24 protein-coding genes are annotated in these 22832 nt (G+C 59.7%); 17 read left to right on the forward strand and 7 right to left on the reverse strand.

Annotated elements, in window-relative coordinates:
* The 3 genes from N6G83_RS54895 to rpiB all read right to left on the reverse strand — a co-directional run.
* A partial coding sequence (locus N6G83_RS54895; protein ID WP_134267863.1) for a hypothetical protein occupies positions 1 to 84 on the reverse strand: 84 nt, incomplete at its 3' end.
* A gap of 18 nt (positions 85 to 102) precedes the next feature.
* Positions 103 to 1053, reverse strand: coding sequence for a transaldolase (gene tal / locus N6G83_RS00005; protein ID WP_016926754.1), 951 nt, complete (start codon positions 1051 to 1053; stop codon positions 103 to 105).
* 193 nt (positions 1054 to 1246) lie between these two features.
* On the reverse strand, positions 1247 to 1705 hold the full coding sequence (gene rpiB, locus N6G83_RS00010; RefSeq protein WP_197791250.1) for a ribose 5-phosphate isomerase B: 459 nt from the start codon (positions 1703 to 1705) through the stop codon (positions 1247 to 1249).
* Positions 1706 to 2023: 318 nt separating this feature from the next.
* Between rpiB and N6G83_RS00015 the strand changes: the two genes are divergently transcribed.
* The 6 genes from N6G83_RS00015 to N6G83_RS00040 all read left to right on the forward strand — a co-directional run bounded on the left by N6G83_RS00015 (position 2024) and on the right by N6G83_RS00040 (position 8026).
* A complete protein-coding gene (locus N6G83_RS00015) occupies positions 2024 to 3136 on the forward strand; it encodes an MDR/zinc-dependent alcohol dehydrogenase-like family protein (RefSeq protein ID WP_025303811.1) in 1113 nt (370 codons plus the stop codon).
* Positions 3137 to 3202: 66 nt separating this feature from the next.
* A complete protein-coding gene (locus tag N6G83_RS00020; RefSeq protein WP_167324503.1) occupies positions 3203 to 4471 on the forward strand; it encodes an MFS transporter in 1269 nt (422 codons plus the stop codon).
* A gap of 35 nt (positions 4472 to 4506) precedes the next feature.
* Positions 4507 to 5277 carry an SDR family oxidoreductase gene (locus N6G83_RS00025; RefSeq protein WP_025303809.1) on the forward strand — a complete coding sequence of 257 codons (771 nt, stop codon included), beginning with the start codon at positions 4507 to 4509 and terminating at the stop codon, positions 5275 to 5277.
* A gap of 29 nt (positions 5278 to 5306) precedes the next feature.
* On the forward strand, positions 5307 to 6308 hold the full coding sequence (locus tag N6G83_RS00030) for a dihydroxyacetone kinase subunit DhaK (protein ID WP_015378693.1): 1002 nt from the start codon (positions 5307 to 5309) through the stop codon (positions 6306 to 6308).
* Between the two features lie 3 nt (positions 6309 to 6311).
* Complete coding sequence (dhaL, locus tag N6G83_RS00035) at positions 6312 to 6968, forward strand: dihydroxyacetone kinase subunit DhaL (protein WP_043140390.1); 657 nt, start codon at positions 6312 to 6314, stop codon at positions 6966 to 6968.
* Between the two features lie 95 nt (positions 6969 to 7063).
* Positions 7064 to 8026, forward strand: a complete 963-nt coding sequence (locus tag N6G83_RS00040; protein ID WP_025303807.1) for a sugar-binding transcriptional regulator — start codon at positions 7064 to 7066, stop codon at positions 8024 to 8026.
* Positions 8027 to 8092: 66 nt separating this feature from the next.
* Here N6G83_RS00040 and N6G83_RS00045 read toward each other — a convergent pair whose 3' ends face one another.
* Complete coding sequence (locus tag N6G83_RS00045) at positions 8093 to 8686, reverse strand: lytic polysaccharide monooxygenase (RefSeq protein ID WP_004936574.1); 594 nt, start codon at positions 8684 to 8686, stop codon at positions 8093 to 8095.
* 404 nt (positions 8687 to 9090) lie between these two features.
* Between N6G83_RS00045 and N6G83_RS00050 the strand changes: the two genes are divergently transcribed.
* Positions 9091 to 10032: a LysR family transcriptional regulator gene (locus tag N6G83_RS00050; protein ID WP_025303805.1), complete on the forward strand. Its 942-nt coding sequence runs from the start codon at positions 9091 to 9093 to the stop codon at positions 10030 to 10032.
* Between the two features lie 85 nt (positions 10033 to 10117).
* Here the strand turns inward: N6G83_RS00050 and N6G83_RS00055 are convergent, their stop codons facing one another.
* A complete protein-coding gene (locus tag N6G83_RS00055; protein WP_260516227.1) occupies positions 10118 to 11617 on the reverse strand; it encodes a glycosyl hydrolase family 18 protein in 1500 nt (499 codons plus the stop codon).
* A gap of 293 nt (positions 11618 to 11910) precedes the next feature.
* On the opposite strand from N6G83_RS00055, the gene N6G83_RS00060 reads away from it, so the two are divergent.
* The 7 genes from N6G83_RS00060 to N6G83_RS00090 all read left to right on the forward strand — a co-directional run bounded on the left by N6G83_RS00060 (position 11911) and on the right by N6G83_RS00090 (position 16325).
* On the forward strand, positions 11911 to 12237 hold the full coding sequence (locus N6G83_RS00060) for a phage holin, lambda family (protein ID WP_033643982.1): 327 nt from the start codon (positions 11911 to 11913) through the stop codon (positions 12235 to 12237).
* On the forward strand, positions 12227 to 12628 hold the full coding sequence (locus tag N6G83_RS00065) for a M15 family metallopeptidase (RefSeq protein ID WP_025303803.1): 402 nt from the start codon (positions 12227 to 12229) through the stop codon (positions 12626 to 12628). The genes N6G83_RS00060 and N6G83_RS00065 overlap by 11 nt, the downstream gene beginning before the upstream one ends.
* Positions 12625 to 13005 (forward strand): DUF2570 family protein, encoded by a 381-nt coding sequence (locus tag N6G83_RS00070; protein ID WP_049209349.1) that lies wholly within the window; start codon positions 12625 to 12627, stop codon positions 13003 to 13005. The genes N6G83_RS00065 and N6G83_RS00070 overlap by 4 nt, the downstream gene beginning before the upstream one ends.
* The gene (locus N6G83_RS00075; protein WP_049205380.1) at positions 12986 to 13159 is read left to right on the forward strand and encodes a hypothetical protein; all 174 of its coding nucleotides are present in this window, start codon (positions 12986 to 12988) and stop codon (positions 13157 to 13159) included. The genes N6G83_RS00070 and N6G83_RS00075 overlap by 20 nt, the downstream gene beginning before the upstream one ends.
* Before the next feature lie 214 nt (positions 13160 to 13373).
* Positions 13374 to 15653, forward strand: coding sequence for an NADP-dependent oxaloacetate-decarboxylating malate dehydrogenase (maeB, locus tag N6G83_RS00080; protein ID WP_016926766.1), 2280 nt, complete (start codon positions 13374 to 13376; stop codon positions 15651 to 15653).
* A gap of 109 nt (positions 15654 to 15762) precedes the next feature.
* A complete protein-coding gene (locus N6G83_RS00085) occupies positions 15763 to 15972 on the forward strand; it encodes a type II toxin-antitoxin system Phd/YefM family antitoxin (RefSeq protein WP_004936539.1) in 210 nt (69 codons plus the stop codon).
* Positions 15969 to 16325: a type II toxin-antitoxin system death-on-curing family toxin gene (locus N6G83_RS00090; protein WP_025303801.1), complete on the forward strand. Its 357-nt coding sequence runs from the start codon at positions 15969 to 15971 to the stop codon at positions 16323 to 16325. The genes N6G83_RS00085 and N6G83_RS00090 overlap by 4 nt, the downstream gene beginning before the upstream one ends.
* 9 nt (positions 16326 to 16334) lie before the next feature.
* Here the strand turns inward: N6G83_RS00090 and mmuM are convergent, their stop codons facing one another.
* Positions 16335 to 17273, reverse strand: a complete 939-nt coding sequence (mmuM, locus tag N6G83_RS00095) for a homocysteine S-methyltransferase (RefSeq protein WP_260516228.1) — start codon at positions 17271 to 17273, stop codon at positions 16335 to 16337.
* The gene (gene mmuP, locus N6G83_RS00100; protein ID WP_025303799.1) at positions 17263 to 18672 is read right to left on the reverse strand and encodes an S-methylmethionine permease; all 1410 of its coding nucleotides are present in this window, start codon (positions 18670 to 18672) and stop codon (positions 17263 to 17265) included. The genes mmuM and mmuP overlap by 11 nt, the downstream gene beginning before the upstream one ends.
* 177 nt (positions 18673 to 18849) lie before the next feature.
* On the opposite strand from mmuP, the gene N6G83_RS00105 reads away from it, so the two are divergent.
* The 3 genes from N6G83_RS00105 to N6G83_RS00115 all read left to right on the forward strand — a co-directional run bounded on the left by N6G83_RS00105 (position 18850) and on the right by N6G83_RS00115 (position 22770).
* Positions 18850 to 19689: a ChaN family lipoprotein gene (locus N6G83_RS00105; RefSeq protein WP_025303798.1), complete on the forward strand. Its 840-nt coding sequence runs from the start codon at positions 18850 to 18852 to the stop codon at positions 19687 to 19689.
* A gap of 102 nt (positions 19690 to 19791) precedes the next feature.
* Positions 19792 to 20589, forward strand: coding sequence for an energy transducer TonB (locus tag N6G83_RS00110; RefSeq protein WP_025303797.1), 798 nt, complete (start codon positions 19792 to 19794; stop codon positions 20587 to 20589).
* Between the two features lie 54 nt (positions 20590 to 20643).
* Complete coding sequence (locus N6G83_RS00115) at positions 20644 to 22770, forward strand: S9 family peptidase (protein ID WP_260516229.1); 2127 nt, start codon at positions 20644 to 20646, stop codon at positions 22768 to 22770.
* Positions 22771 to 22832 lie beyond the last annotated feature (62 nt).

Raw genomic sequence — 22832 nt, forward strand, 5'->3', positions numbered from 1 at the left:
CCCCGGGTGGCCGGAATTTGCTTTTTGTACGGCGTCCATGCTGAGTGCGCGGATGGCGTTGGCAAGCTCTTTACGAGAAGACATAACGAAACTCCAGTGCGGTTACAGTTGAGCGGCCAACATGTCTTCCAGCTTCTGCTGGTCGACGGCGAACAGGCGGATGCCTTCGGCGAGTTTTTCTACCGCCATGGCGTCCTGATTGTGCAGCCAGCGGAATTCCGCTTCGGCCAGCGGAGCGGGTTGGTGGAAGCCCTCGGTCGACGGGGTCAGCTTGCGCTCGACCGGCTGTTCGCTGTTTTTCAGCTGCTCCAGCAGGTTCGGCGCGATGGTCAGGCGATCGCAGCCGGCCAGCGCCAGGATCTGCTCAACTTTGCGGAAGCTGGCGCCCATGATCACCGTCTGGTAACGATGACGCTTGTAGTATTCATAGATGGTGCGCACCGATTTCACGCCCGGATCCTGATCGGCGTCATAGTCGGCGGCAGGCTGTTTGGCCTGGTACCAGTCATAGATGCGGCCGACGAACGGCGAGATCAGATACACGCCGGCTTCGGCGCAGGCGCGGGCCTGTGCGAAGGAGAACAGCAGCGTCAGGTTGGTGTTGATGCCTTCTTTTTCCAGCTCTTCGGCGGCTTTGATGCCTTCCCAGGTGGAAGCCAGCTTGATCAGGATGCGCGATTTGTCGATGCCCTGTTCCTGATACATGCCGATCAGTTTGCGCGCTTTGGCGACGCACATGCCGCGGTCGAACGACAGGCGGGCGTCCACTTCGGTGGAGATGCGGCCCGGCACGCTTTTGAGGATCTCGACGCCGATGTTGACCGCCAGTTTATCGCTGGCGTTGATCAGCTGGGTTTCCTTGCTGCCGCCCTGGCGGCGGGCATACTCCAGCGCTTCGGTGATCAGCGCTTTGTACTGCGGCAGCGCGGCGGCTTTCAGGATCAGCGAAGGGTTGGTGGTGGCGTCCTGGGGTTCGAACTGGCGGATGGATTCGATATCGCCGCTGTCGGCGACCACCGTGGTCAGCTGCTTGAGTGCGTCTAATTGATTCATTGATAAGCTCCTTGACCAAGCTCAACGTAGGGAAATGAGAACCTTTTTCATCATAGGGGGAACACACTGCATCATCGGGTCGAGAATGAAAATGCGCTTTTTCTGATTGTTGCGATGGATAATAACAATGAATGCCGAGTAAACCCAGGCGGAGCGCGGCTTATGCACGACCGCCATCATGGCTGCAGGCGATTTAACGCCGTCCGACCGCGTTTTCGTAATAGCCGATTCGCTCGACTTTCGGCGCCGAACCTCCCCCTTCAAACTCCGACTCCAGCCAGGCATTGACGATGGTTTTCGCCAGCTCGGCACCGATGACCCGCGCGCCCAGCGTGATGATCTGAGCATCATTGCTTTTGCGCGCCCGTTGGGCGGAGTAGGTATCGTGACATTGCGCCGCGCGAATGCCGGGCACTTTATTGGCCACGATGCTCATACCGATGCCGGTGCCGCACAGCAGGATGCCCCGCCGATGTTTTTCCTCCCGTATCGCCTGTGCGACGCGATAGGCGATATCGGGATAGATCCCCGTTTCTGCGGTGCGATCCGTCGTGTAGTCAATGACGGGAATGTCCCGTTGTTGCAGGTGGGCGACGATCAGATCCTTCAATTCAATGGCGGCATCGTCGGCGCCGATGGCGATAGGCAGCATAGCGGTCTCCTGATTGGTAACGAAAAGGGCGGCGATCCTCGGTGGCGCCACGTTCATTACCGTATCTCTGTTTAATCAAATGTTCAATCTGTGTTCTTTTGTTTTTTCGTCGTGTTTTCTGTTTGCGCCTGTAAAAGGTGACTTTCGTCACTAAAAAAGAGGTTTTAATCGTTATTCATCCTCATGTAGACGGGTTTTTGAGCGATATCACACTTTGATAAGTTCACTGTGGGCAAATTGAACGCGTGGCGTTAGTGTTCATTTGTTCTTTGTGTGTGTTAATGATCAAAATAAGTTCCCCTACCAGAGGAGAGTGCTATGTGTCAGACCTGCATGACAGAGGCGAAAATGGCGGCCGGTATCCCCGAGATCATGAAGGCGGTTGTGGCGTACGCCCCGAAAGATTACCGCCTGGAACAGGTGCCGGTACCGAAGATTGGCCCGAAAGAGATCCTGGTGAAGATCGAGGCCTGCGGCATCTGCGCCGGCGATGTTAAAGCGTTCGAAGGGGCGCCCAGCTTCTGGGGCGATGAAAAACAACCGGCATACATCAAGGCGCCGATGATCCCCGGCCATGAATTTATCGGCCACGTGGTGGGATACGGCGAAGGCGTCGAGGGCTTCAATCTCGGCGATCGCGTGATATCAGAACAAATCGTTCCCTGCTGGCAATGCCGCTTCTGCAACCGCGGTCAGTATTGGATGTGCGAAAAGCATGACCTGTACGGTTTCCAGAAAAACGTCAATGGCGGCATGGCCGAGTACATGAAGTTCACCAAAGAGGCGATTAACTATCACGTGCCGGCCGACTTGCCGATCGAAAAAGCCATTCTGATCGAACCCTATGCTTGCTCCTTCCATGCGGTGCAACGCGCCAATATCAAACTGGGCGATGTCGTGGTGCTGGCCGGCGCCGGCACCCTGGGGCTGGGCATGATCGGGGCGATCAAAAAGTCCGGGCCCTCGAAGCTGGTGGTGCTGGATCTGTCCGACGAGCGTCTGGCGCTGGCGAAGCGCTTCGGCGCGGATGTGACGCTGAACCCGACCCGTGACGACGTGCCCGCGGCGGTTAAAGCGATGACCGACGGCTACGGCTGCGACATCTACATAGAGGCGACCGGCGCCCAAAAGTCCGTGGAACAGGGCCTGACGTTGATCCGCAAACTCGGCACCTTCGTCGAATTTTCCGTGTTCAAGGATCCGGTGACCGTCGACTGGAGCATCATCAGCGACCGCAAGGAGCTGGACGTGCTCGGTTCGCACCTCGGCCCTTACTGCTACCCGCTGGTTATAGAAGGCATCGCCAATGGCGATCTGCCGACCGAAGGCGTGGTGACGCATACGCTGCCGCTGGAACAGTTCGCCGAGGGCTTCGAGCTGATGAAGCGCGGCATCGGTTCAATCAAAGTGGTGCTTAATCCAAACCTCTGAAACCTGCATCGTTCTTCGGGTGCGGGCGAGCCTGCGCCTCCATAATCACATGTGCTGGGGTGTTCTATGTTGCATGGACTGATTCATCGCATTGGTCTGTCACCGAAACTGCTGCTGGGCTATGCCGGCGTGTTGGTGTTCATGATGGGCGAAGGGCTGGAACAAGGATGGCTGTCGCCTTATTTGATTGGCAAAGGGCTGAGCATTCAGGAATCGGCGCTGCTGTTCAGCGTTTATGGCTTTGCGGCCGCGATCGCCGCCTGGTTTTCCGGCGTGCTGGCGGAAATCTTTACCGCCCGGCGGGTGATGTTGGCCGGCCTGCTGCTGTTCTTGTTCGGTTCGGTGTGCTTTTTGACGTTTGGCCTGCCGAGCAACAACCTGGCGATCATGGTGCCGACCTATGCGCTGCGCGGCTTGGGCTATCCGCTATTTGCCTACGGTTTTCTGGTGTGGGTGGCGTATGAGGCGCCGCCGGAAAGGCTGGGGTCGGCGGTGGGGATTTTCTGGTTCGTCTACAGCGGCGGGCTCAGCGTGCTGGGCGTGCTGTATTCCAGCATCATGCTGCCTTATCTCGGCGAGATCCACACGCTGTGGAGCGCGCTGATTTTCGTCGTGCTGGGCGCGGTGATTGCGCTGATGCTCAATCGCGACGACGGCGCGGCACAGAGCGGCAACCGGGAAAAAGCGTCGCTGGGTTACGTCTTGAAAGGCATCACCATCGCGTTTGAAAACCCGAAGATTGGCCTGGGCGGCATCGTGCGCACCATTAATACCTCTGCGGCTTACGGCTTCGTCGTATTCATGCCCATGTACATGATGGATATGGGGTTCACCCGCACGCATTGGCTGCAGATGTACGCCGCGCTGTGGACGGTCAACATCATTTTCAACCTGATTTTCGGCGTGATCAGCGACGGTCTCGGCTGGCGCAATGTGGTGATGTGGTTCGGCTGCGTCGGCTGCGCCTTGACCACGCTGATGTTCTACTACGTGCCGCAATTCTTTGGCGCCAACTACCTGCTGACCGTTTGTGCCGCCGGTTTGTTCGGCGCCTGCCTGGCGGCGTTCGTGCCGCTGTCGGCCATCATGCCGTCGCTGGCGCCGAACAATAAGGGCGCGGCGATGTCGATTCTCAATCTGGGCGCCGGCCTGAGCACCTTTGTCGGCCCGGCGGTGGTGGGGCTGTTTATCGGCAGTCTCGGCACCGTTGGCGTGATCTGGATCTTTACCGGCTTGTACCTGTTCAGCGGCGTGCTGATGAAATTTGTCACGCTGCCGAAGGAAAGCGCGACGGCGTCGGAAGAACGCGGCGCGAGTTTGGCGAAAATATCCTGACCGAGGGTGAAGTTCACAGTTTTAAGGGGAAATATATGATTAATCATCAAACTACGGCGCCGCGCGAGCTCTCGCTGCAGGGCAAGGTGGCGCTGATTACCGGCGGCGCTGCGGGGATCGGCCTCGCTATCGCCGAACGCTATCTGCAAAACGGCGCGTGCGTGGCGCTGCTCGATCGGGCGCCACAGGTTGCGGAAGTGGCGCGACAGCTGGACGCCGAGGCGGCGTTGGGCGTCGTGGCCGACGTCACCGATGCCGCGTCGGTGGAGCGGGCGGTGGCGCAGATTGAGGCGCATTTCGGGCGGCTGGACGTGCTGGTCAACAGCGCCGGCATCGTCGCGCTGCATCCTGCTGAGGAACTGCCGGAAACGGCGTGGGATGCAACCCTGGCGGTCAATCTGAAAGGCGTGTTTCTTACCTGCCAGGCGGTAGGGCGCCGTTTCATTAGTCAGCGCGGCGGCAGCATCATCAATCTCGCCTCGCAGGCGGGGGTGGTGGCATTGCCGAATCACCTGGCCTATTGCGCCAGCAAAGCGGGCGTGATCGGGTTGACTCAGGTGCTGGCGCTGGAGTGGGGGCCGCACAACGTGCGGGTCAACGCCATTTCACCCACCGTCGTTTTGACGGAGCTGGGCCGTAAGGCCTGGTCTGGCGAGGTGGCTGAGCAGATGAAGCAGAAAATCCCGCTGCGGCGCTTTGCTGAGCCGCAAGATATCGCCGCCAGCGCCCTGTTTTTGGCCGGCGACGCGGCGGCGATGATCACCGGCGCCAACCTGGTGGTCGACGGCGGTTACACCATTCAATAATTTCTTATTCAGGCGACAGAGAGGCCGCGATGAACAGAATCATTAACGATCCCGATCACGTAGTGGAAGACGCCATTCAGGGCTATAGGCTGGCCCACCCAGACTATTACGCCGCCACCGACAATGCGCGGGTGTTGAAATATCCGCCGGCGCCGATCGCCGGCAAAGTCGGCATCGTCACCGGCGGCGGTTCCGGCCATGAGCCGGCGTTCCTGGGCTATGTCGGCAAAAACATGCTGGATGCCGTCGCGATTGGCGAGATTTTTTCATCGCCTACGGCGGGGGCTTTTCTCGACGCTTTCAAGGCGGCGGACAGCGGTGCGGGCGTCGCTTGCCTGTACGGCAACTACGCCGGCGACAACATGAACGTCAAGATGGCGATCAAGAAGGCCACGGCGGCCGGCATACGGGTGAAAACCGTGGTGGCCAACGATGATGTCGCCTCGGCGCCAGCCAGTGAGATCGACAAACGGCGCGGCGTGGCCGGCGAAATTCTGATGTGGAAGGTCGGCGCGGCGGCGGCGGCCAAGGGATACGATCTGGACGGCGTGATCGGCGCGGCGCAAAAAGCCATCGACCGGTGTCGTTCGATCGGCGTCGGCCTCAGTTCCTGCACCATTCCCGCGGTCGGCAAACCCAATTTTCATATCGAAGACGGCAAGATGGAGATCGGCATTGGCCATCATGGCGAACCGGGTATTGAGGTGTCGCCGATCCAGTCGGCGTCGGCGATGGCCGGCACCATGCTCGATTTCGTGCTCAACGACATGCCGCTGGAACAGGGGCAGGAGGTGGCGTTGCTGATCTCCGGGCTTGGCGCCACGCCGGTGATGGAGCTGTATATCTATTATGCCGAAATAGAGCGCCGATTGACGGCGAAAGGCGTGCGGGTGCATCGGCGCTACGTCGGCAATTACTTCACGTCGCTGGAAATGATGGGCGTGACGCTGACGCTGATGACGCTGGATGACGAACTGAAAACGCTGCTGGACATGCCGGCGCAATCTTTAGGCTTAACTCAGGTGGAGTGAATCATGACGGAACAAATTTCAACCCGGTACGGCAGTGAGATCGTTACGGGGCTGATAGACACCATTGTCAGCAACCGCGAATACCTGAGCGAAATAGACGGCGCCATCGGCGACGGTGACCACGGCATTAACATGTCGAAGGGATTCGCGATGTGCGGCGATGCCATTCGCGGCCGCACGCTCACGCTGGCGCAGGCGTTCGATGCGGTTTCCGATGCGCTGATGGAGGGCATCGGCGGTTCGATGGGGCCGTTGTACGGCAGCCTGTTCATGGGCATGGCGGAGAGCGTGCGCGAGCGCAGCGTGCTGGATAAGCAGGCATTTTTGGCGATGTTGCACGGCGGATTGCGCGAACTGCAGGACATCAGCAGCGCGAGCGTGGGGGACAAGTGTCTGATGGATACGCTGATACCGGCGGTAGCGGCGTTTGAGCAGGCGGCGGGGCGCGGTGACGACTTCGCCGCTGCGCTGGAACAGATGAGGAGCGCCGCGGCGCGCGGGCGCGATTCCACGCGCGAGCTGGTGGCGAAAATCGGCCGCGCCAGCCGTCTGGGCGAGCGTTCGCGCGGCGTATTGGATGCCGGCGCGGTATCTTGCTGTCTGCTCTTGACCCGATTGGCGGACGAGGTGGAGCAACGACTGAATACCGTTGCCGCCTGATCGCGTTATACTAGCGGGCATTCAGCATTGTCGGAGGGGCGTGTATCGTCCCTCCGACATGATTAACCGGCCTGCCGTGGGGAAACGTCTAACGGATGGAAAAACAAACTGTGTCCCAGGATAACGAACTGCTGACCGAAATCGCCGTTGCTTATTATCAGGATGAGATCACGCAGGAAGAGATCGCCAAAAAATTCGGCATTTCACGGATCAAAGTCGGTCGTTTGCTCAAGCGCGCCAAGGAAGAAGGCATCGTCGAGATCAACGTGCGTTATCACCCGGTATTCAGCACCCGGCTGGAACAGCAGATGATGGAACGTTTTCCCATCAGCCGCGCGCTGATCGCGCTCGACCATCAGGACGAAGAGGAACAGCGTCGGCAAGTGGCGGCGCTGGTGTCCAACTATCTGGCGATGTCGCTGAAAGACGATATGGTGTTGGCGGTTGGCCAGGGACGCAACGTGGCGGCGATTGCCGATCACGTCGGCAACGTGACGGAGCGCAACTGCAAGTTCATCTGCGGCATCGGCGGTACTCACCGTCCGGGCGATGCGATCAATGCCGACCATATCAGCCGGCGCTTGGCGAAGAAGTTCGGCGGCAGCAGCGAGACGCTTTACGCGCCGGCCTACGTTGAAAATCGCGCGCTGAAAGACGCCTTCATGCAGAACGGCACGATCAAGGAAACCCTGGATCGCGCGCGTAAGGCCGATGTGGCGTTAGTCGGCATTGGCGACATGAATGAAAACAGCTATATGGTGAAATTGGGATGGTTCACGCCGCACGAGATTATCGACGCCAGCCTTAATCAGGGCGTGATCGGCGACATCGCCGGCTATGACTTTTTCAATGCCCAGGGGCAGCATGTCGACACGGTAATGAATGACAGAGTGATCGGGCTAAGCATCGATGAGCTGCGCAAAATCCCTTGCGTGATCGCCATTGCTTCCGAGAATACCAAGGCGTTGGCGATTTTGGGCGCTTTGCGTACCGGTGCCATCGACATTATCGCCACCAGCGCGCTCAATGTGCGCACTATCCTCAACATGTCGCAATAGCGGCACCTGCAAAAATAAAGGGTTCAGCGCCAGGCTGAACCCTCAACGATCTCCTCATTTGACCGATTATTTGCTCAGGTTGACGTCGATCGCCTGATAGAAGGCGTTGGCGGTGTCGGCTATGTCCCACACGGCAAGGATCACGTGCGAACCGCTGCGATCTGCCGGTATGTTGCACTGGTGGGTGACCTGCGCGGCAGGGATGGCACCGCCGTCGTTGAACTGGCAGAACGGCGTCAGGTCAAAGGAAGCGCGGGTCAGCGGCTGCGAAGCGTCCCAGTTCGGCTTGGTGATGAAATAGCGCCAGCTGGTGGTGCTGTGACGCGCGGTCAGCTTCCAGGTAAAGGAGTTCGGGCCGGTTTTCAGGTTGAGCTTGTTCCAGCGCGTCGGCGTTTGCTGATCCAGTTCGAAGAAGGTGGACTTGTCGGCGCTGGCGATGTGGCCGTCAGCCGGACCGGCCTGCGGGAAGCCTTTCAGGCCTTCGACGCTCTGCGGTTCGTACTGCACGCTGCCGCACTGCGTGTTGAGCTGCAGTTTGCACTGGTAGGCGCGGCTGGCTGGCGACTCGACATAACCGTGAGCATTCGCCTGTTGCGAAACGCCGAACATGGCCGCGCTCAGCAGGCCCAGAGAGAGCAGGGTACGGGAAGTTTTGTTCATAAGTCACTCCTGACTGAAATAATGTTGTAAGTTGAGCGTATTTCACCGACAAAATGAGAGAGTAATAACGCAATTGGAAATAACCCTTCTTGTCGGCTTGTTTTATTTTTATCATTCTGGTCATGCGATAGAGCGGAATGTTTTAACGGCTATTAACGAAAATTATTATGATGACGATCTTTGATCGTTAGGCTGAATTTATTTAACTGTCGCTGTGTAAAAGTAGGGCGCTATGATGAATTTTATATCAGGTCGTGATGAATAGTATTTAAGATAGCGCTCTCATTTATGAAGTATATTGCTTGTTGCTATGAGTACCCTTGTTCGATTTGATCGATTTTTGTGCGCCACCACCTTGGGAATTTAGTGTCATTTTTCTTATTTTATTTTAAAGAGGAATTTGTATGACTAGATTATCCCTGGACGCGATTAAAATAATCAGCACCATCAAGAGCACCGGATCTTTCTCTATGGCGGCGGAGGCACTGCATAAAACGCCTTCGGCGATTTCTTATCGGGTTTCCAATATTGAAAGCAAACTCTGCGTGAAACTTTTTCATCGCAATGGCCCCATGATTACCCTGACGGATGAAGGGGAGTTTCTCCTGCAGGAGGGCAGCTGGATATTAAATGCGGTGCAGGATCTGGAAAGCCGGGTGCGCAACATCCCCAAGCTGGACAATAATATCCGCTTGGCGGTAGACACCTTCTTCCCGTTGGAAACCCTGACGCAGGATATCCGCGACTATATTCAGCATTGCCCGAACGCCAGTATCTCGGTGCAGCGGGAAGCGTTGAACGGTACCTGGGATGCGCTGAAGAACAACCGGGCGGATCTGATCATCGCCATCGGCCAAATTCCCGACAGTGTACAGGCCAAAACCCTGATGCTCGGCAAGCTCAACTTTGTGCTATGCGTGTCGCCTTCGCACCCGTTCGCGGCGCAGAGAAAACCGGTGTGCAAGAAACAGCGGTTGAACGACATCGTGGTGGTGATCGCCGACAGCAGCCACGAGCTGCCCAAGCGCAATCACGGCACGCTGCCCTTGCAGCGTCAGTTGGTGGTATGCGACGTGGAAAGCAACCTGGCGCTGCTCAAACGCGGCATCGGCCACGCTTTTCTGCCGCCTGCTTTGATCGAAAAGGAATTGGCCAGCGGCGAACTGGTGACGGTGCCGGTGGAAATGCAAAAGGGCGACGAAATGATTTGGCTGGCGTGGCACCCGGCCAGCAAGGGCGCCGGGTTTAACTGGTGGCATGAGCGGCTGACGCGCAAAAGCGATGTCTACAGCCTGATGGGCCGCGAAGTGGTACGGGATGGCGGCTATCCGTGGTGCCACAACTGATGGAATAGACACGAAGGGACGCGAAAATCAAACGGTTAACTCAATGAAAACCCCGCAGCATTCGGCTACGGGGTTTTTTTACGACTTACGCCACGCGGCCCACCTTCAGCCAGGCGCTGTCTGAGCCCGGCGCCGAGGTGATGTAACCCCACTTGGTCTGCCAGACGTAACCCTGATAGGACACCAGTGCACCCTGCGCGTAAGTGGTGCCCGGCACGTAGGCCGGCGCGGTCATGATCGGCAGGTTGCCGGGGCCGACGCCGGTGTAGCGCAGCCCGGTGCCCATATCCAGCTGGCTGTCGTCGTAGTCCGCGGCGTTGAAATAGCGATCCAGTGCGGCCAGCAGATCGCCGTTGCGGTTGTCTTGCCCCAGATGCCAGAACATCACGCCGCCCAACTGCTGCTGCTTGATGTATTTCGCTTTGTATTTGAAGCTCTCGGCATCGTCATAGGTGACGAACAGCCCTTTCTGCGCATGATACAGGTAAGGGGTTTTGGTCTTGTCGTTCCACAGCCGCTGATAGCCGTAGTTGCCCTGCAGCATCTGCTCCAGCTGGCGATAGGAAGCGATACGCGGATCCTTGTCGCGTACGCACTCTTCGCAACCCACCAGCCAGTAATCGGTATTCGGATACGGATCTTCACCCGGCGTGCTGTGGCTGCTGTACTGGCCGCCGTTGCTGCCGCTGACGCCCTTGAAGGCGCGGCCGTAGAAGGGGACGCCCATCACGATTTTGGCGCTCGGCACGCCTTCCATCATCAGGTGTTGCTGCACCGCAGCGTCGACCGTCAGGCTGAACGGGCTGGGGAAGGCGCGGGTCAGCTCTTCCCAGCTCCAGCCCAGATTGGCTTCGCGCAGCGCGTTGTAGAAGGTCGGCCCGGCCGCGTCGCCGAACAGCGCCGCCTGGTGGTTGGTTACCTTCTCCCAAGGGCCGGCCAGATCGTAGGTCATCAGGTTAATGTAATCGAGCGGCGCGACGATCTGCGCCAGCTTGCTGTAATAGCGCGACAGGAAGAAAGCGCCGCCGGCGCCGGCGATGGTCAATTGATACGGCAGCACCTGGCGGCCGTCGGTGACGGTTTGCTGGTTCAGCAGGGTGCGGATCTCCTGCAGCGCGGCGATGAAACCGTCTACTTCCGCCGCCTGCGGATACTCCCAGTCGATGTCCACGCCGTCGAAGCCGTAATCCTTCATGATGCGCACGCAGGATTGGGCAAACTTGGTGCGCGACGCCGGGGTCTTCACCGCGTTGACGTAGTTGGCGTGCGACACACCCAAATCGTTGGAGTAGTACCAGCCGCCGATGGAGAACATGATGCGCAGGCTGGGGTTGTGCGCTTTGAGCGCGGTCAGACGATTGACCACATCGCGCGCCTTGGCGTCGTTGGTGGCCGGATCCCAGGCGCATTCCAGATTGCTGTTGATATCCAGGAACGAGAAGTTGATGTGCGTCAGCTGTTTGGCTTTGGCCGGCGTGATGTTGGAAACCGGGAACGGCACGACAGACGTATCGGTCTCGGTGTAATTATTGATTTGGTTGGTCGGAATAAAATAATACCCAATAACCGCTTTACGTGTGGACATGGCATTTCTCCAGAGTGGATGTTTTTATGATGGGGAAATATTTCCCGTTGCCATTAATGTTTATTTTTAGTGAAAACAAAAGTCGAAATAAATCACAATGACAATGAATTTTTATTCACTGCTGCACAAATTGGCGCTGATGAGTTGTGCCAGCGCTCAGCATGAATGAATTCGACCATAGGGGCTGTATTTATTCATTTGCTTTGTAATAGCATCCTTAATTAGATTCTGAATATCCGATGTCCCACCGGCCGTGATTGGCATTTAATTAAAAATAAAAAAGGAGATGAGCTATGTCCAGCATAGAGCCTGACGCTGTTGGCTTAATAGTCCAGCGAGTATGTGAATATCTTCAGCCGGTATTGAACGCCATTCTGGCCGGCGTGATGGCGCTATTACACGGTGCCTATCGCAACGTGGGTATTCGGCGCCGTTTATTGAATGCGGCGATGTGCGCGTTATTGGCCTGGACGGTGCGCGATGCGCTGGCGTTGATGGGCCTGGAATTAAACTGGGCGAATTTGGCCAGCGTACTGATTGGTTTTATGGGGGCGGATTACATCAACGCCTTAATTAAAAAATTCATCGGCAAAAAGACGGGGTTTAAAAATGTTAAATGACATCGAAGAGATTCGCTTTACTGCCCGCAGCGAAGAAAACCTGCGCGGCGTACACCCGGATCTGGTGCGCGTTATTCGTCTGGCGCTGCGTTATTCCCTGGTGCCGTTTTCCGTCAGCGAGGGGCTGCGCAGTATGGCGCGCCAGCGGGAAATGGTGCGCGCCGGCAGCAGCCAAACGCTGCGCAGCCGCCATCTGACCGGTCACGCGGTGGATGTGGTGGCGATGCCGGCGGGTGTGGTCTCCTGGGAGTGGGATTACTACGCGCAGATTGCGGTGGCGGTGCGGCGCGCGGCGCGTGAATGCGGCATCATCGTCGAATGGGGCGGCGAATGGAAAACCCTCAAGGACGGCCCGCACTTCCAGCTGACGTTCCGGGACTACCCGGCATGAGCGGTTGGCTGCAAAAACTGATGCAGGGCGGGTTGCTGCTGCTGTTGCTGGCGGCCATTTGCCTCGGTGGCTACAGCTCGCTGCTGTCGCACCAGTTGGCGTCTGTGCGCCAGCAGGCGGAGGAACTGCAAAAAAGCCTGGCGCAGCAGGCCGGACTAATCGCCACCCTGCAGACTCAGGATGCGCAAAACCGTGCGTTGATGGCGGCGCAGCAGCGGCAGGAACAGCAGCTGCGCCAACAACACGAGGCTTATCAGAGGAAATACCGTGACGCGATTAAAAACGATCCCTGCGCTGCTCAGCCTCTGCCTGGCGCTGTGCTTGAGCTCCTGCGCCCGGCCGCCGGCGCCGCAGGCCGTGCCGCTGTTGCCCCCTGAGTCGGTATTCGCTCCCTGTGAGCAGCCGCAGTTGCAGGGGAAGACCTGGGGCGATGCGGTAAGCTATGCCCTGGCGTTACAAACCTCGTTACACATTTGCGCCGGCCAGGTGGATACGCTCAACGCCTGGCGCGCCATGCTGCCGCCGCGCTGACGGCGGCGTTTCTTTGCTCGTCCCGCAGACCTTCTTTTTTTACTTTTAAAACGGAATTTCGACCAAGGTTATGGCGCGCTTCAAAGTTTGTGAGGTTTCTCTCACTATACTTCAAGGCTGTGCCCTGTCATTGTACTTGGGCGCCATGGCCCACGGCAGGGCGCAGCCTCAAAGCCTTACCTCAACATAAAAGCAAAAAACAAAGGAATCCATAATGGACGAACAGCTCAAACAGAGTGCCCTTGATTTCCATCAGTTTCCTGTCCCAGGGAAGATCCAGGTTTCCCCTACCAAACCGTTGGCGACCCAGCGCGATCTGGCGCTGGCCTATTCGCCGGGCGTCGCCGCGCCTTGCCTCGAGATCGCCGAAGATCCGCTGGCGGCCTACAAATACACCGCGCGCGGCAACCTGGTGGCGGTGATTTCCAACGGCACGGCGGTACTGGGGCTGGGCAATATCGGCGCGTTGGCCGGTAAGCCGGTGATGGAAGGCAAGGGCGTTTTGTTCAAGAAGTTTTCCGGTATCGACGTATTTGATATCGAAGTGGATGAGCATAACCCTGACAAATTAATCGACATTATTGCCGCGCTGGAACCGACCTTCGGCGGTATCAACCTGGAAGACATCAAGGCGCCGGAGTGTTTCTACATCGAACAGAAACTGCGTGAGCGCATGAAGATCCCGGTGTTCCACGACGACCAGCACGGCACGGCGATCATCACCACTGCGGCGGTGCTCAACGGCCTGCGCGTGGTGAAGAAGAACATCTCCGACGTACGGCTGGTGGTGTCCGGCGCCGGTGCGGCCTCTATCGCCTGTCTGAACCTGCTGGTGGCGCTGGGGCTGCGTCAACAGAACATCACCGTCTGCGATTCCAAAGGCGTCATCTATAAAGGCCGCGACGCCAACATGGAGCAGACCAAAGCCGCCTATGCCATCGAGGATAACGGTCAGCGCACGCTGGGCGACGCCATCCCGAACGCCGACATCTTCCTCGGCTGCTCCGGCCCGGGCGTCCTGACGCAGGATATGGTGAAAACCATGGCGCGCGATCCGCTGATCATGGCGCTGGCCAACCCGGAACCGGAAATTCTGCCGCCGCTGGCCAAAGCGGTGCGCCCGGACGCCATCATCTGTACCGGCCGTTCCGACTACCCGAACCAGGTGAACAACGTCCTGTGCTTCCCGTTCATTTTCCGCGGCGCGCTGGACGTGGGCGCCACCACTATCAACGAAGAGATGAAACTGGCCTGCGTGCATGCCATCGCCGATCTGGCGCTGGCGGAGCAGAGCGACGTGGTGGCTTCCGCCTATGATGACCAGGATCTCTCCTTCGGCCCGGAATACATCATTCCGAAACCGTTCGATCCGCGCCTGATCGTCAAGATCGCGCCGGCGGTGGCCAAGGCGGCGATGGATTCCGGCGTGGCGACGCGCCCGATCGAAGACTTCGACGCCTATGTCGAGAAGCTGGCGGAGTTCGTCTACAAAACCAACCTGTTCATGAAGCCGATCTTCTCGCAGGCGCGCAAAGAGGTGAAGCGGGTGGTGCTGGCGGAAGGCGAGGAAGAGCGCGTGCTGCACGCCACGCAGGAGCTGGTGTCGCAGGGGCTGGCTTTCCCGATCCTGGTCGGCCGCCCGAGCGTGATCGAGATGCGCCTGAAAAAGCTGGGTCTGCAGCTAACGCCGGGCAAAGATTTCGAAGTGGTGAACAACGAGTCGGACCCGCGCTTCAACGAATACTGGGGCGAGTACTACCAGATCATGAAACGCCGCGGCGTTTCGCAGGAACAGGCGCGCCGCGCGGTGATCGGCAACCCGACGCTGATCGCCGCCATCATGCTGCACCGCGGCGAAGCGGATGCGATGATCTGCGGCACCATCGGCAGCTACCACGAGCATTACGACGTGGTGAAGAACGTGTTCGGCTTCCGTGAAGGCGCGCACGTCGCCGGCGCGATGAACGCGCTGCTGCTGCCGAGCGGCAACACTTTCATCGCCGACACCTACGTCAACGACGATCCAACGCCGGAACAGCTGGCGGAGATCACCCTGATGGCGGCGGAAACCGTGCGCCGCTTCGGCATCGAACCTAAGGTGGCGCTGCTGTCTCACTCCAGCTTCGGTTCGTCTGATTGCCCGGCGGCGCGCAAGATGCGTAAAACGTTGGAGCTGGTGAATGAGCTGGCGCCGGAGCTGGAGATCGACGGCGAAATGCACGGCGACGCCGCGCTGGTGGAAAGCATCCGTCACGATTTGATGCCGGACAGCCCGCTGAAAGGCTCAGCCAACCTGCTGATCATGCCGAACATGGAAGCGGCGCGCATCAGCTACAACCTGCTGCGCGTCTCCTGCTCGGAAGGGGTGACCGTCGGGCCGGTGCTGATGGGGGTCGCCAAGCCGGTGCACATCCTGACGCCGATCGCCTCGGTGCGCCGCATCGTCAACATGGTGGCGCTGGCGGTAGTGGAAGCCCAGACCGAACCACTGTAAGCCCGGGTTGAGTGACTGGCCCCCTGCGCCGTTGGCGCCGGGGGCTTTTTTATTTCCAGTGGACGTGGTACAAATAATCGTCAAATATGTACATGTACAGGTAAAGAAAATGACTACGATTAGCTACACGGCGGCGAGAAACAATTTGGCCGAGGTGCTTTTGGAAGCGCAAAAACAGCCGGTGGAAGTGACGCGCCGCGGACACGATGAGGTTTACATCATCAGTAAGGCCGACTATGAGGTTTTGGTCAAAGCCAAAGTGAAAGCGCGCATTCAGGCTAAACACGCGGATACGATTAAGGCGCTGGCGAATAGATGATCTTTTTGACCGCAGAGGATATTGCGGAGTTCAATGCTGAAATTGTGCCTCACGGCCGCCAGGAAGGCAGCAAAGTTGAGGCTGTAGCCAACCGCGTGCTCAATGCTTACCACTACGAGAACGTCACAGACGTTTACCGCTTGGCCGCGCTCTATCTCATCGCCATCAGCCACGGTCACATTTTTCTTGATGGCAACAAACGTACGGCCTTCCAAAGCATGGCGCTATTTCTCGGTATTAATGGCATTGCACTGCGGGAAGACGCAGAACTGGTCGAAATTACGGTTGAAGCAGCTCAAGGCCGCCTCAACGTTGAACAAGCCGCTGAACACTTACGCCGGCTAACCGAATAACCCCCCTGCTCATTTCTTACAGCGCGCGGCGATGGCGCGAATATCCTGCGGCGTAGTGCGACAACAGCCGCCGATCAATTGTGCGCCGAGCGCGCGCCACTCTGTCGCCTGATCGACCAGGCTGCCGTGCTCGCCGCCGCACGCGTGCCAGGTTTTGCTGATCGCATCGTAGTGCTCGCCGGAGTTCGGATAAACCAGCAGCGGTTTGTCGGCCAGCGCGCCCAGTTGGCGCAGCGCCGGGGCGACCTTGTCCAGCGCGATGCAGTTGATGCCGATCGCCAGCACCTGCGGATTGCCGCGCAGCGCGGACAGGACTTCCGTCAGCGGCGTGCCGTCGCTGAGATGTTGGCTGTCGCGCAGGGTGAAGGCGAACCAGGCGCCGAGCGTCGGGAACTCCTGCAGCAGCGTCAGCAGCGCCTGCAGTTCGGTGAACGACGGCAGCGTTTCGCAGGCCAGCAGATCGACGCCGGCGGCGGCCAGGGCTGCGAGGCGCGGCCGGTGGAAGGCAATCATGTCATCCTGCGCCAGCCGGTAGTCGCCGCGGTATTCCGAGCCGTCGGCCAGATAGGCGCCGTACGGGCCCACCGAACCGGCGATCAGCAGCGGCGCCGCCTGCGGGTGCGCGGCCAGATAATCGCGGCGCGCGCGTTGCGCCAGCTGCACGCTTTTGGCGATCAACGCCAGCGATTGATCCTGATCCAGGCCGCGGCGCAAGAAGCCCTGCGGCGTGGCCTGATAACTGGCGGTGATGGCGCACTGGGCGCCGGCGTTGAAATAATCGAGGTGTATCTGATAGATAAGCTCGGGATTTTCAATCAGCACCTTGGCCGACCACAGCGGATCGGTCAGATCGCAGCCGCGCGCTTCCAGCTCGGTGGCCAGCGCGCCGTCCAGGATCAGCGTGGGGTGTTCGGCCAGCAGGCGGGCGACAGGGTTGTTAACCGACATGTTGTTCTCCCAAAGCGTTTTTTTGCCCGGCGCGCCGGGTCAGGAAATAGGTGAGGTAGCACAGGGCGACGAACGGCAGCCCGCAGTAGAGCGCGATGCGCTGCTCCGGATCGAACGCCAGCCCGATGCAGGCCAGCAGGCACAGCGCAAAGCCGAGGATCGGCGTCAGCGGGTAGCCGGGCGCGCGGTATTTCAAGCCGCTTATCGGCTGGCCGCTGCGCAGGTAGGCGCGGCGGAAAGCATAGTGGGCCGCGCAGATGCTCAGCCACACCGCCACCACCGCAAAACCGGAGATCGCCGACAGGGCGACAAACACCGTGTCTGGCGCGATCACGCTGGTCAGCAGCGCCAGCACGCCGCCGAGCATGCTGAAGGTCAGGGCGTTGATCGGAATGCCGCGCGCATTGACGCGCGCAAAGTAGGCCGGCAGGGTGCGCTGGTGGGCCAGCGACCACAGCATGCGCCCTGAAGCGTACAGGCCGGAGTTGGCCGCCGACAGGATGGCGGTCAGGATCACGAAGTTGAAGATATCGGCGGCGTAAGGCACGCCGATGCGTTCAAACACCAGCACGAACGGGCTTTTGACGATCCCCGCCTGATCCATCGGGATCAACGCCGCCAGCACGAAGACCGTGCCGATAAAGAACAGCATCAGGCGGATCACCGTGGTGCGGATCGCCAGCGGTACGACTTTTTCCGGGTTCTCGGTTTCACCGGCGGCAATGCCGATCAGCTCCGTGCCGGAGAAAGCGAAGTTCACCGCCACCATGGTCATCAGGATCGGCAGCGTGCCGTGCGGCAGCCAGCCGGAAGCGGTCAGGTTATGCAGGAACGGCGCCGGCGTGCCGTCTTTCATCGGCAGAAGACCGAACATGGCGGCACCGCCCAGTATGATGAACGCCAGAATGGTCACCACTTTGATCAGCGAAAACCAGAATTCGCTTTCGGCGAAAAAGCGGGTGGTCACCACGTTAAGCAGGAAAATGGCCGCGCAGAAGATCAGGCACCACAGCCACACCGGCGACTGCGGGAACCAGTACTGCATGCAGAATCCGGCGGCGGTGAGGCTGGAGCCGAGCGCCACCGTCCAGGTGAGCCAATACAGCCAGGCGACGGCATAGCCGGTGGCCGGCCCCAGATAGCGCGAAGCATAGACGTGAAAGGCGCCGGTTTCCGGCATCGCCACCGACAGTTCGCCCAGGCACAGCATCACCAGATACACCACCAGCGCGCCGATCAGGTAGGCCAGCAGCGTGCCGAGCGCGCCGGTGGTGGAGATGATGTAGCCGGTGTTGAAAAACAGCCCGGTACCGATCACGCCGCCCAGCGACAGCATCACCAGGTGCCGGGCCTTCATGCTGCGTTTGAACTGTCCTGCGGCGGGTGCCGATGGTTGCATAATAATCTATCCGTATAGACGTCTAAATATCTGAATGGCTATTGGTTATACCCGCAATGCTTTTTCAACGCAATGCGCAGCCGGCGATCGCCGCGTAAAAAAATCGTTAAGCCAAATCTATATGCAAATGATAATTATTATCTATAATGTCGCCATTTTCGATAATGGGGCAACATGATGAGATATCTGATTTTATTGGCGGCGTTGGCGCTTGGCGCCTGCAGCCAAACGCCGGTTAAGACGCCGGCCAGCGACGTCGTGAGTCTGGGTAGCATCACCGATCTGCACAGCGGCGCGACCCTGACGCCGGAGCAGCTGTTGACGCGATTGGCGCAGCAGCCGCGGGTGATCCTGGGGGAGAAGCATGACAATCCTTACCACCATCAGATTGAGCAATGGCTGGTGCAGCAGCTGCCGCAACGGCGGCCGCAGGGCAGCGTGCTGATGGAGATGATCAACCCGAACCAGCAGGCGCAGGTCGACAAGGTCAAACAGTGGCTGCAGAGCGATCCCACGGTGCGTGACGGCCGCGTAGCGGAACTGATCGCCTGGCAGCCGGGCTGGAAGTGGGAGCTGTATGGCGGGGTGACGATGGCGGCGATGCGTGCGCCTTACCCGCTGTGGTCGGCCAACCTGGATCGCAGCGAGATTACGGCGTTCTATCAGCAGCCGCAGTTCCCGGCGGGGCAGCTATCGGCGCAGCCGGCGGTGCGCAAGGCGCTGGAAGAGACCATCCGCACTTCGCACGGCGGCAAGATTGAGGCCGACCAACTGCACGCGATGCTGGCGATCCAGCAGCAGCGCGATCGGCGCATGGCGGAACGTCTGCTGGCGGCACCGACGCCCGCGTTGTTGATCGCCGGTGGCTATCACGCCGCCAAATCGGTGGGCGTGCCGCTGCACGTGCGGGATCTGCAACCGGCGGCGGTGCCGACGGTGCTGATGCTGGCGGAACCGGGCGTACAGGTCGATGCGAACACCGCAGACTACCTGTGGATCACACCATCAGTGAAATGAATACGTTAAGAGAGTGAAAAGGGGTGTTAATTATAGTTGCAAATGATTATCATTAGTAAATGTGATCTGCAATCATTCGCAATTAAGCAAGCTAATGCCCCTATGTTAAGTCAGTCTTACTCCCTCCCGGCCTTTGAACTGCCGCAGCCGCGCTGGGCGCGCGGCCTGCTGCTCGCCCTGGCGGCGCACGCGGCGTTGGTGCTGCTGTTTTACTGGCCGCAGACGGCGCTGGAGCCGGTGGTGTTGCCGCCGCCGGCGGTGATGATGAGCTGGGCGGCGCAGATTGAAGCGCCGGAAAGCAAGCCGCTGCCGCTGGGCGTGCAGCAGGCGGAATCCGCCGCGGCGCAGCCCGCGGAGCAGCAGCAACAGCCGGATCTGCCCAAGCTGGCGCGCGCCGATAAAGCAAAAATCGTGACGGCGCAGAAGAAGCGCGCTGAACACCGTCCCCCGCAAAAAGCGCAGCCGAAGCCGCAAGAACAGGCCAAAGAGACGCGCAATGCCGCCGCGTCCAGCGCCGCCGCGCCGCAGGCGCAGACGATCTCCCACCAGACCGCCGCCCCGATCAACAGCGACGCCAACAGCAATGCGCAGGCCAAACTGTCGTGGGAGAGCCTGGTGAAAGGCAAACTGAACCGCATCAAGGATTACCCTTTGGATGCCCGCAGCCGGCGGCGCAGCGGCATGCCGCAGGTCAGTTTCAGCGTTGACGCGCAGGGACGGGTCTCGAACGTCATGCTGCAGGTGCGTTCCGGCACCGCGTCGCTGGATCGGGAAGCGGTGGCGGTGGTGTCGCGCGCCCAGCCGTTGCCGCCGCCGCCGCCGGAGATGCTGCAACAGGGGGCCGTCAAGGTGACGATGCCGATCGATTTCAATCTGGCGGAGCTGAATGCCCGCCGTTAATGCCCGCAGGCGCCGCATCGCCGTCGTGCGCCTCTTCAAACTTCGTGAGGGATTATGAATCCGCTGTTATTCACCCCGCGCCGTCGCATCGCGGCCGCGCTCTGGCTTTCTTTAGGCCTCGCCGGCGCCGCGCTGGCGCAACCGCAGCCGCCGTTGGCGGAACGCGCGCCGAAAGCGCTGACGGCGCATGGCGAGACGCGCACCGACGATTACTACTGGCTGCGCGACGACAGCCGAAAAGAACCGAAGGTGCTGGACTACCTGAAGGCGGAGAACCGCTATACCGAGCAGATGATGGCGCCGTACCAGAAGCTGCGCGCCACGCTGTATCAGGAGATGCTGGGCCGCATGAACCCTGACGATCGTTCGGTGCCGTATCAGCTCAACGGCTATCGCTATCAGGAAAGCTACGCCGCCGGTAAAGATTTCGTGCTGTATCAACGCCAGGCGCTCACCGCCGACGCGCCATGGCAAACCTTGCTGGACGCCAATCAGCGCGCGGCCGGCCATGCCTATTATCGTCTGGGGGCGATGGACGTCAGCCTGGACAACCGCCACCTGGCGGTGGCCGAAGATCTGCAGGGCCGCCGCCAATACCGCATCTCCCTGCGCCAGATAGACAGTGGGCGTTGGTCGCCGGAAACGCTGGAAAACACCTCCGGCAATATGGTGTGGGCCAACGATAACCAAACCCTGTTCTACGTGCGCAACCACCCGCAAACGCTGTTGCCATACCAGGTTTATCGCCATCAGTACGGCACGCCGACAGCGGAAGATAAGCTGGTGTACCAGGAAAACGACCCGGCGTTCTACCTCAGCCTCGGCCGCTCGTCCTCGCGCGATTACCTGATTCTGACCATCAGCGGCAACACCACCTCCGAGGTGCGCCTGATCGACGCCAACCAGCCGCAGCGCGAGCCGCAGCTGTTCGCCGCCCGGCAGAACGGCCGCGAGTATTATCTCGATCACTACCGCGGCGAGTTCTACCTGCGCTCTAACCATCAGGACCCGAACTTCGGCCTGTACCACACGGCGGCGGCGGGTAAACCCTGGCAGACGCTGATCGCGCCGCAGGCGCAGCACGAGGTGGAGAGCTTCAGCCTGTTCCGCGACTGGCTGGTGGTGCAGGAGCGCGCCAACGGGCTGGTGCAGCTGCGGCAAATCAGCTGGGACGGCAAAACCGAGCGCGCCATCCCGTTCGACGACGCCAGCTACATGGCCTGGCTGGGCTATAACCCGGAGCCGGACAGCGATCGCTTGCGCTACGGCTATTCGGCGATGACCACGCCGACCCGCACCTATGAGTGGGATCTGAACAAGGGCGAGCGCACCTTGCTGAAGCAGCAGGAGGTGAAAGGCGTCGATCCGAGCTTGTATCACAGCGAGCGCATCTGGGTCACGGCGCGCGACGGCGTGAAGGTGCCGGTCTCGCTGGTGTACCGCACATCGCTGTTCAAAAACGGGCATAACCCGCTGCTGGTGTACGGCTATGGCGCTTACGGCATGAGCATGGATCCGGCGTTCAGCGCCAACCGCATCAGCCTGCTGGATCGCGGCTTCGTCTATGCGCTGATCCACGTGCGCGGCGGCGGCGAGCTGGGGCAGAGCTGGTACAAACAGGGCAAGCTGACGCACAAACCGAACAGTTTCAACGACTTCATCGATGCTACCCAGGCGCTGATCAAAGACGGCTACGGCCAACCGGGGCGCATCTACGCCATGGGCGGCAGCGCCGGCGGCTTGCTGATGGGGGCGGTGATCAATCAGGCGCCGCAGCTGTACAACGCAGTGGTGGCGCAGGTGCCGTTCGTCGACGTGGTGACTACCATGCTGGACGACAGCATTCCGCTGACTACCGGCGAGTACGAGGAGTGGGGCAACCCGCACCAGCCGGCCGCCTATGCGCTGATGAAATCCTACAGCCCGTACGACAACGTGCGCCGGCAGCATTACCCGAACCTGCTGGTTACCAGCGGCTTGTACGACTCGCAGGTGCAGTATTGGGAACCGGCCAAATGGGTGGCGAAGCTGCGGCGCTTCAAGCAGGGCGATTCGCTGCTGCTGCTTTCCACCGACATGACCGCCGGCCACGGCGGCAAATCGGGCCGCCTCGCGCGGCTGGAAAACGGCGCGCTGGAGTTCGCCTTTATTCTGGCGGCGGATCGGCAGGCGCAGAAATAACCTTCAGCGCCGCGGCACGCTGCGGCGCAATAAAACAATAACAACCTTTTACCGCGCTTTCG

Source organism: Serratia sp. PL7 (assembly GCF_945957435.1).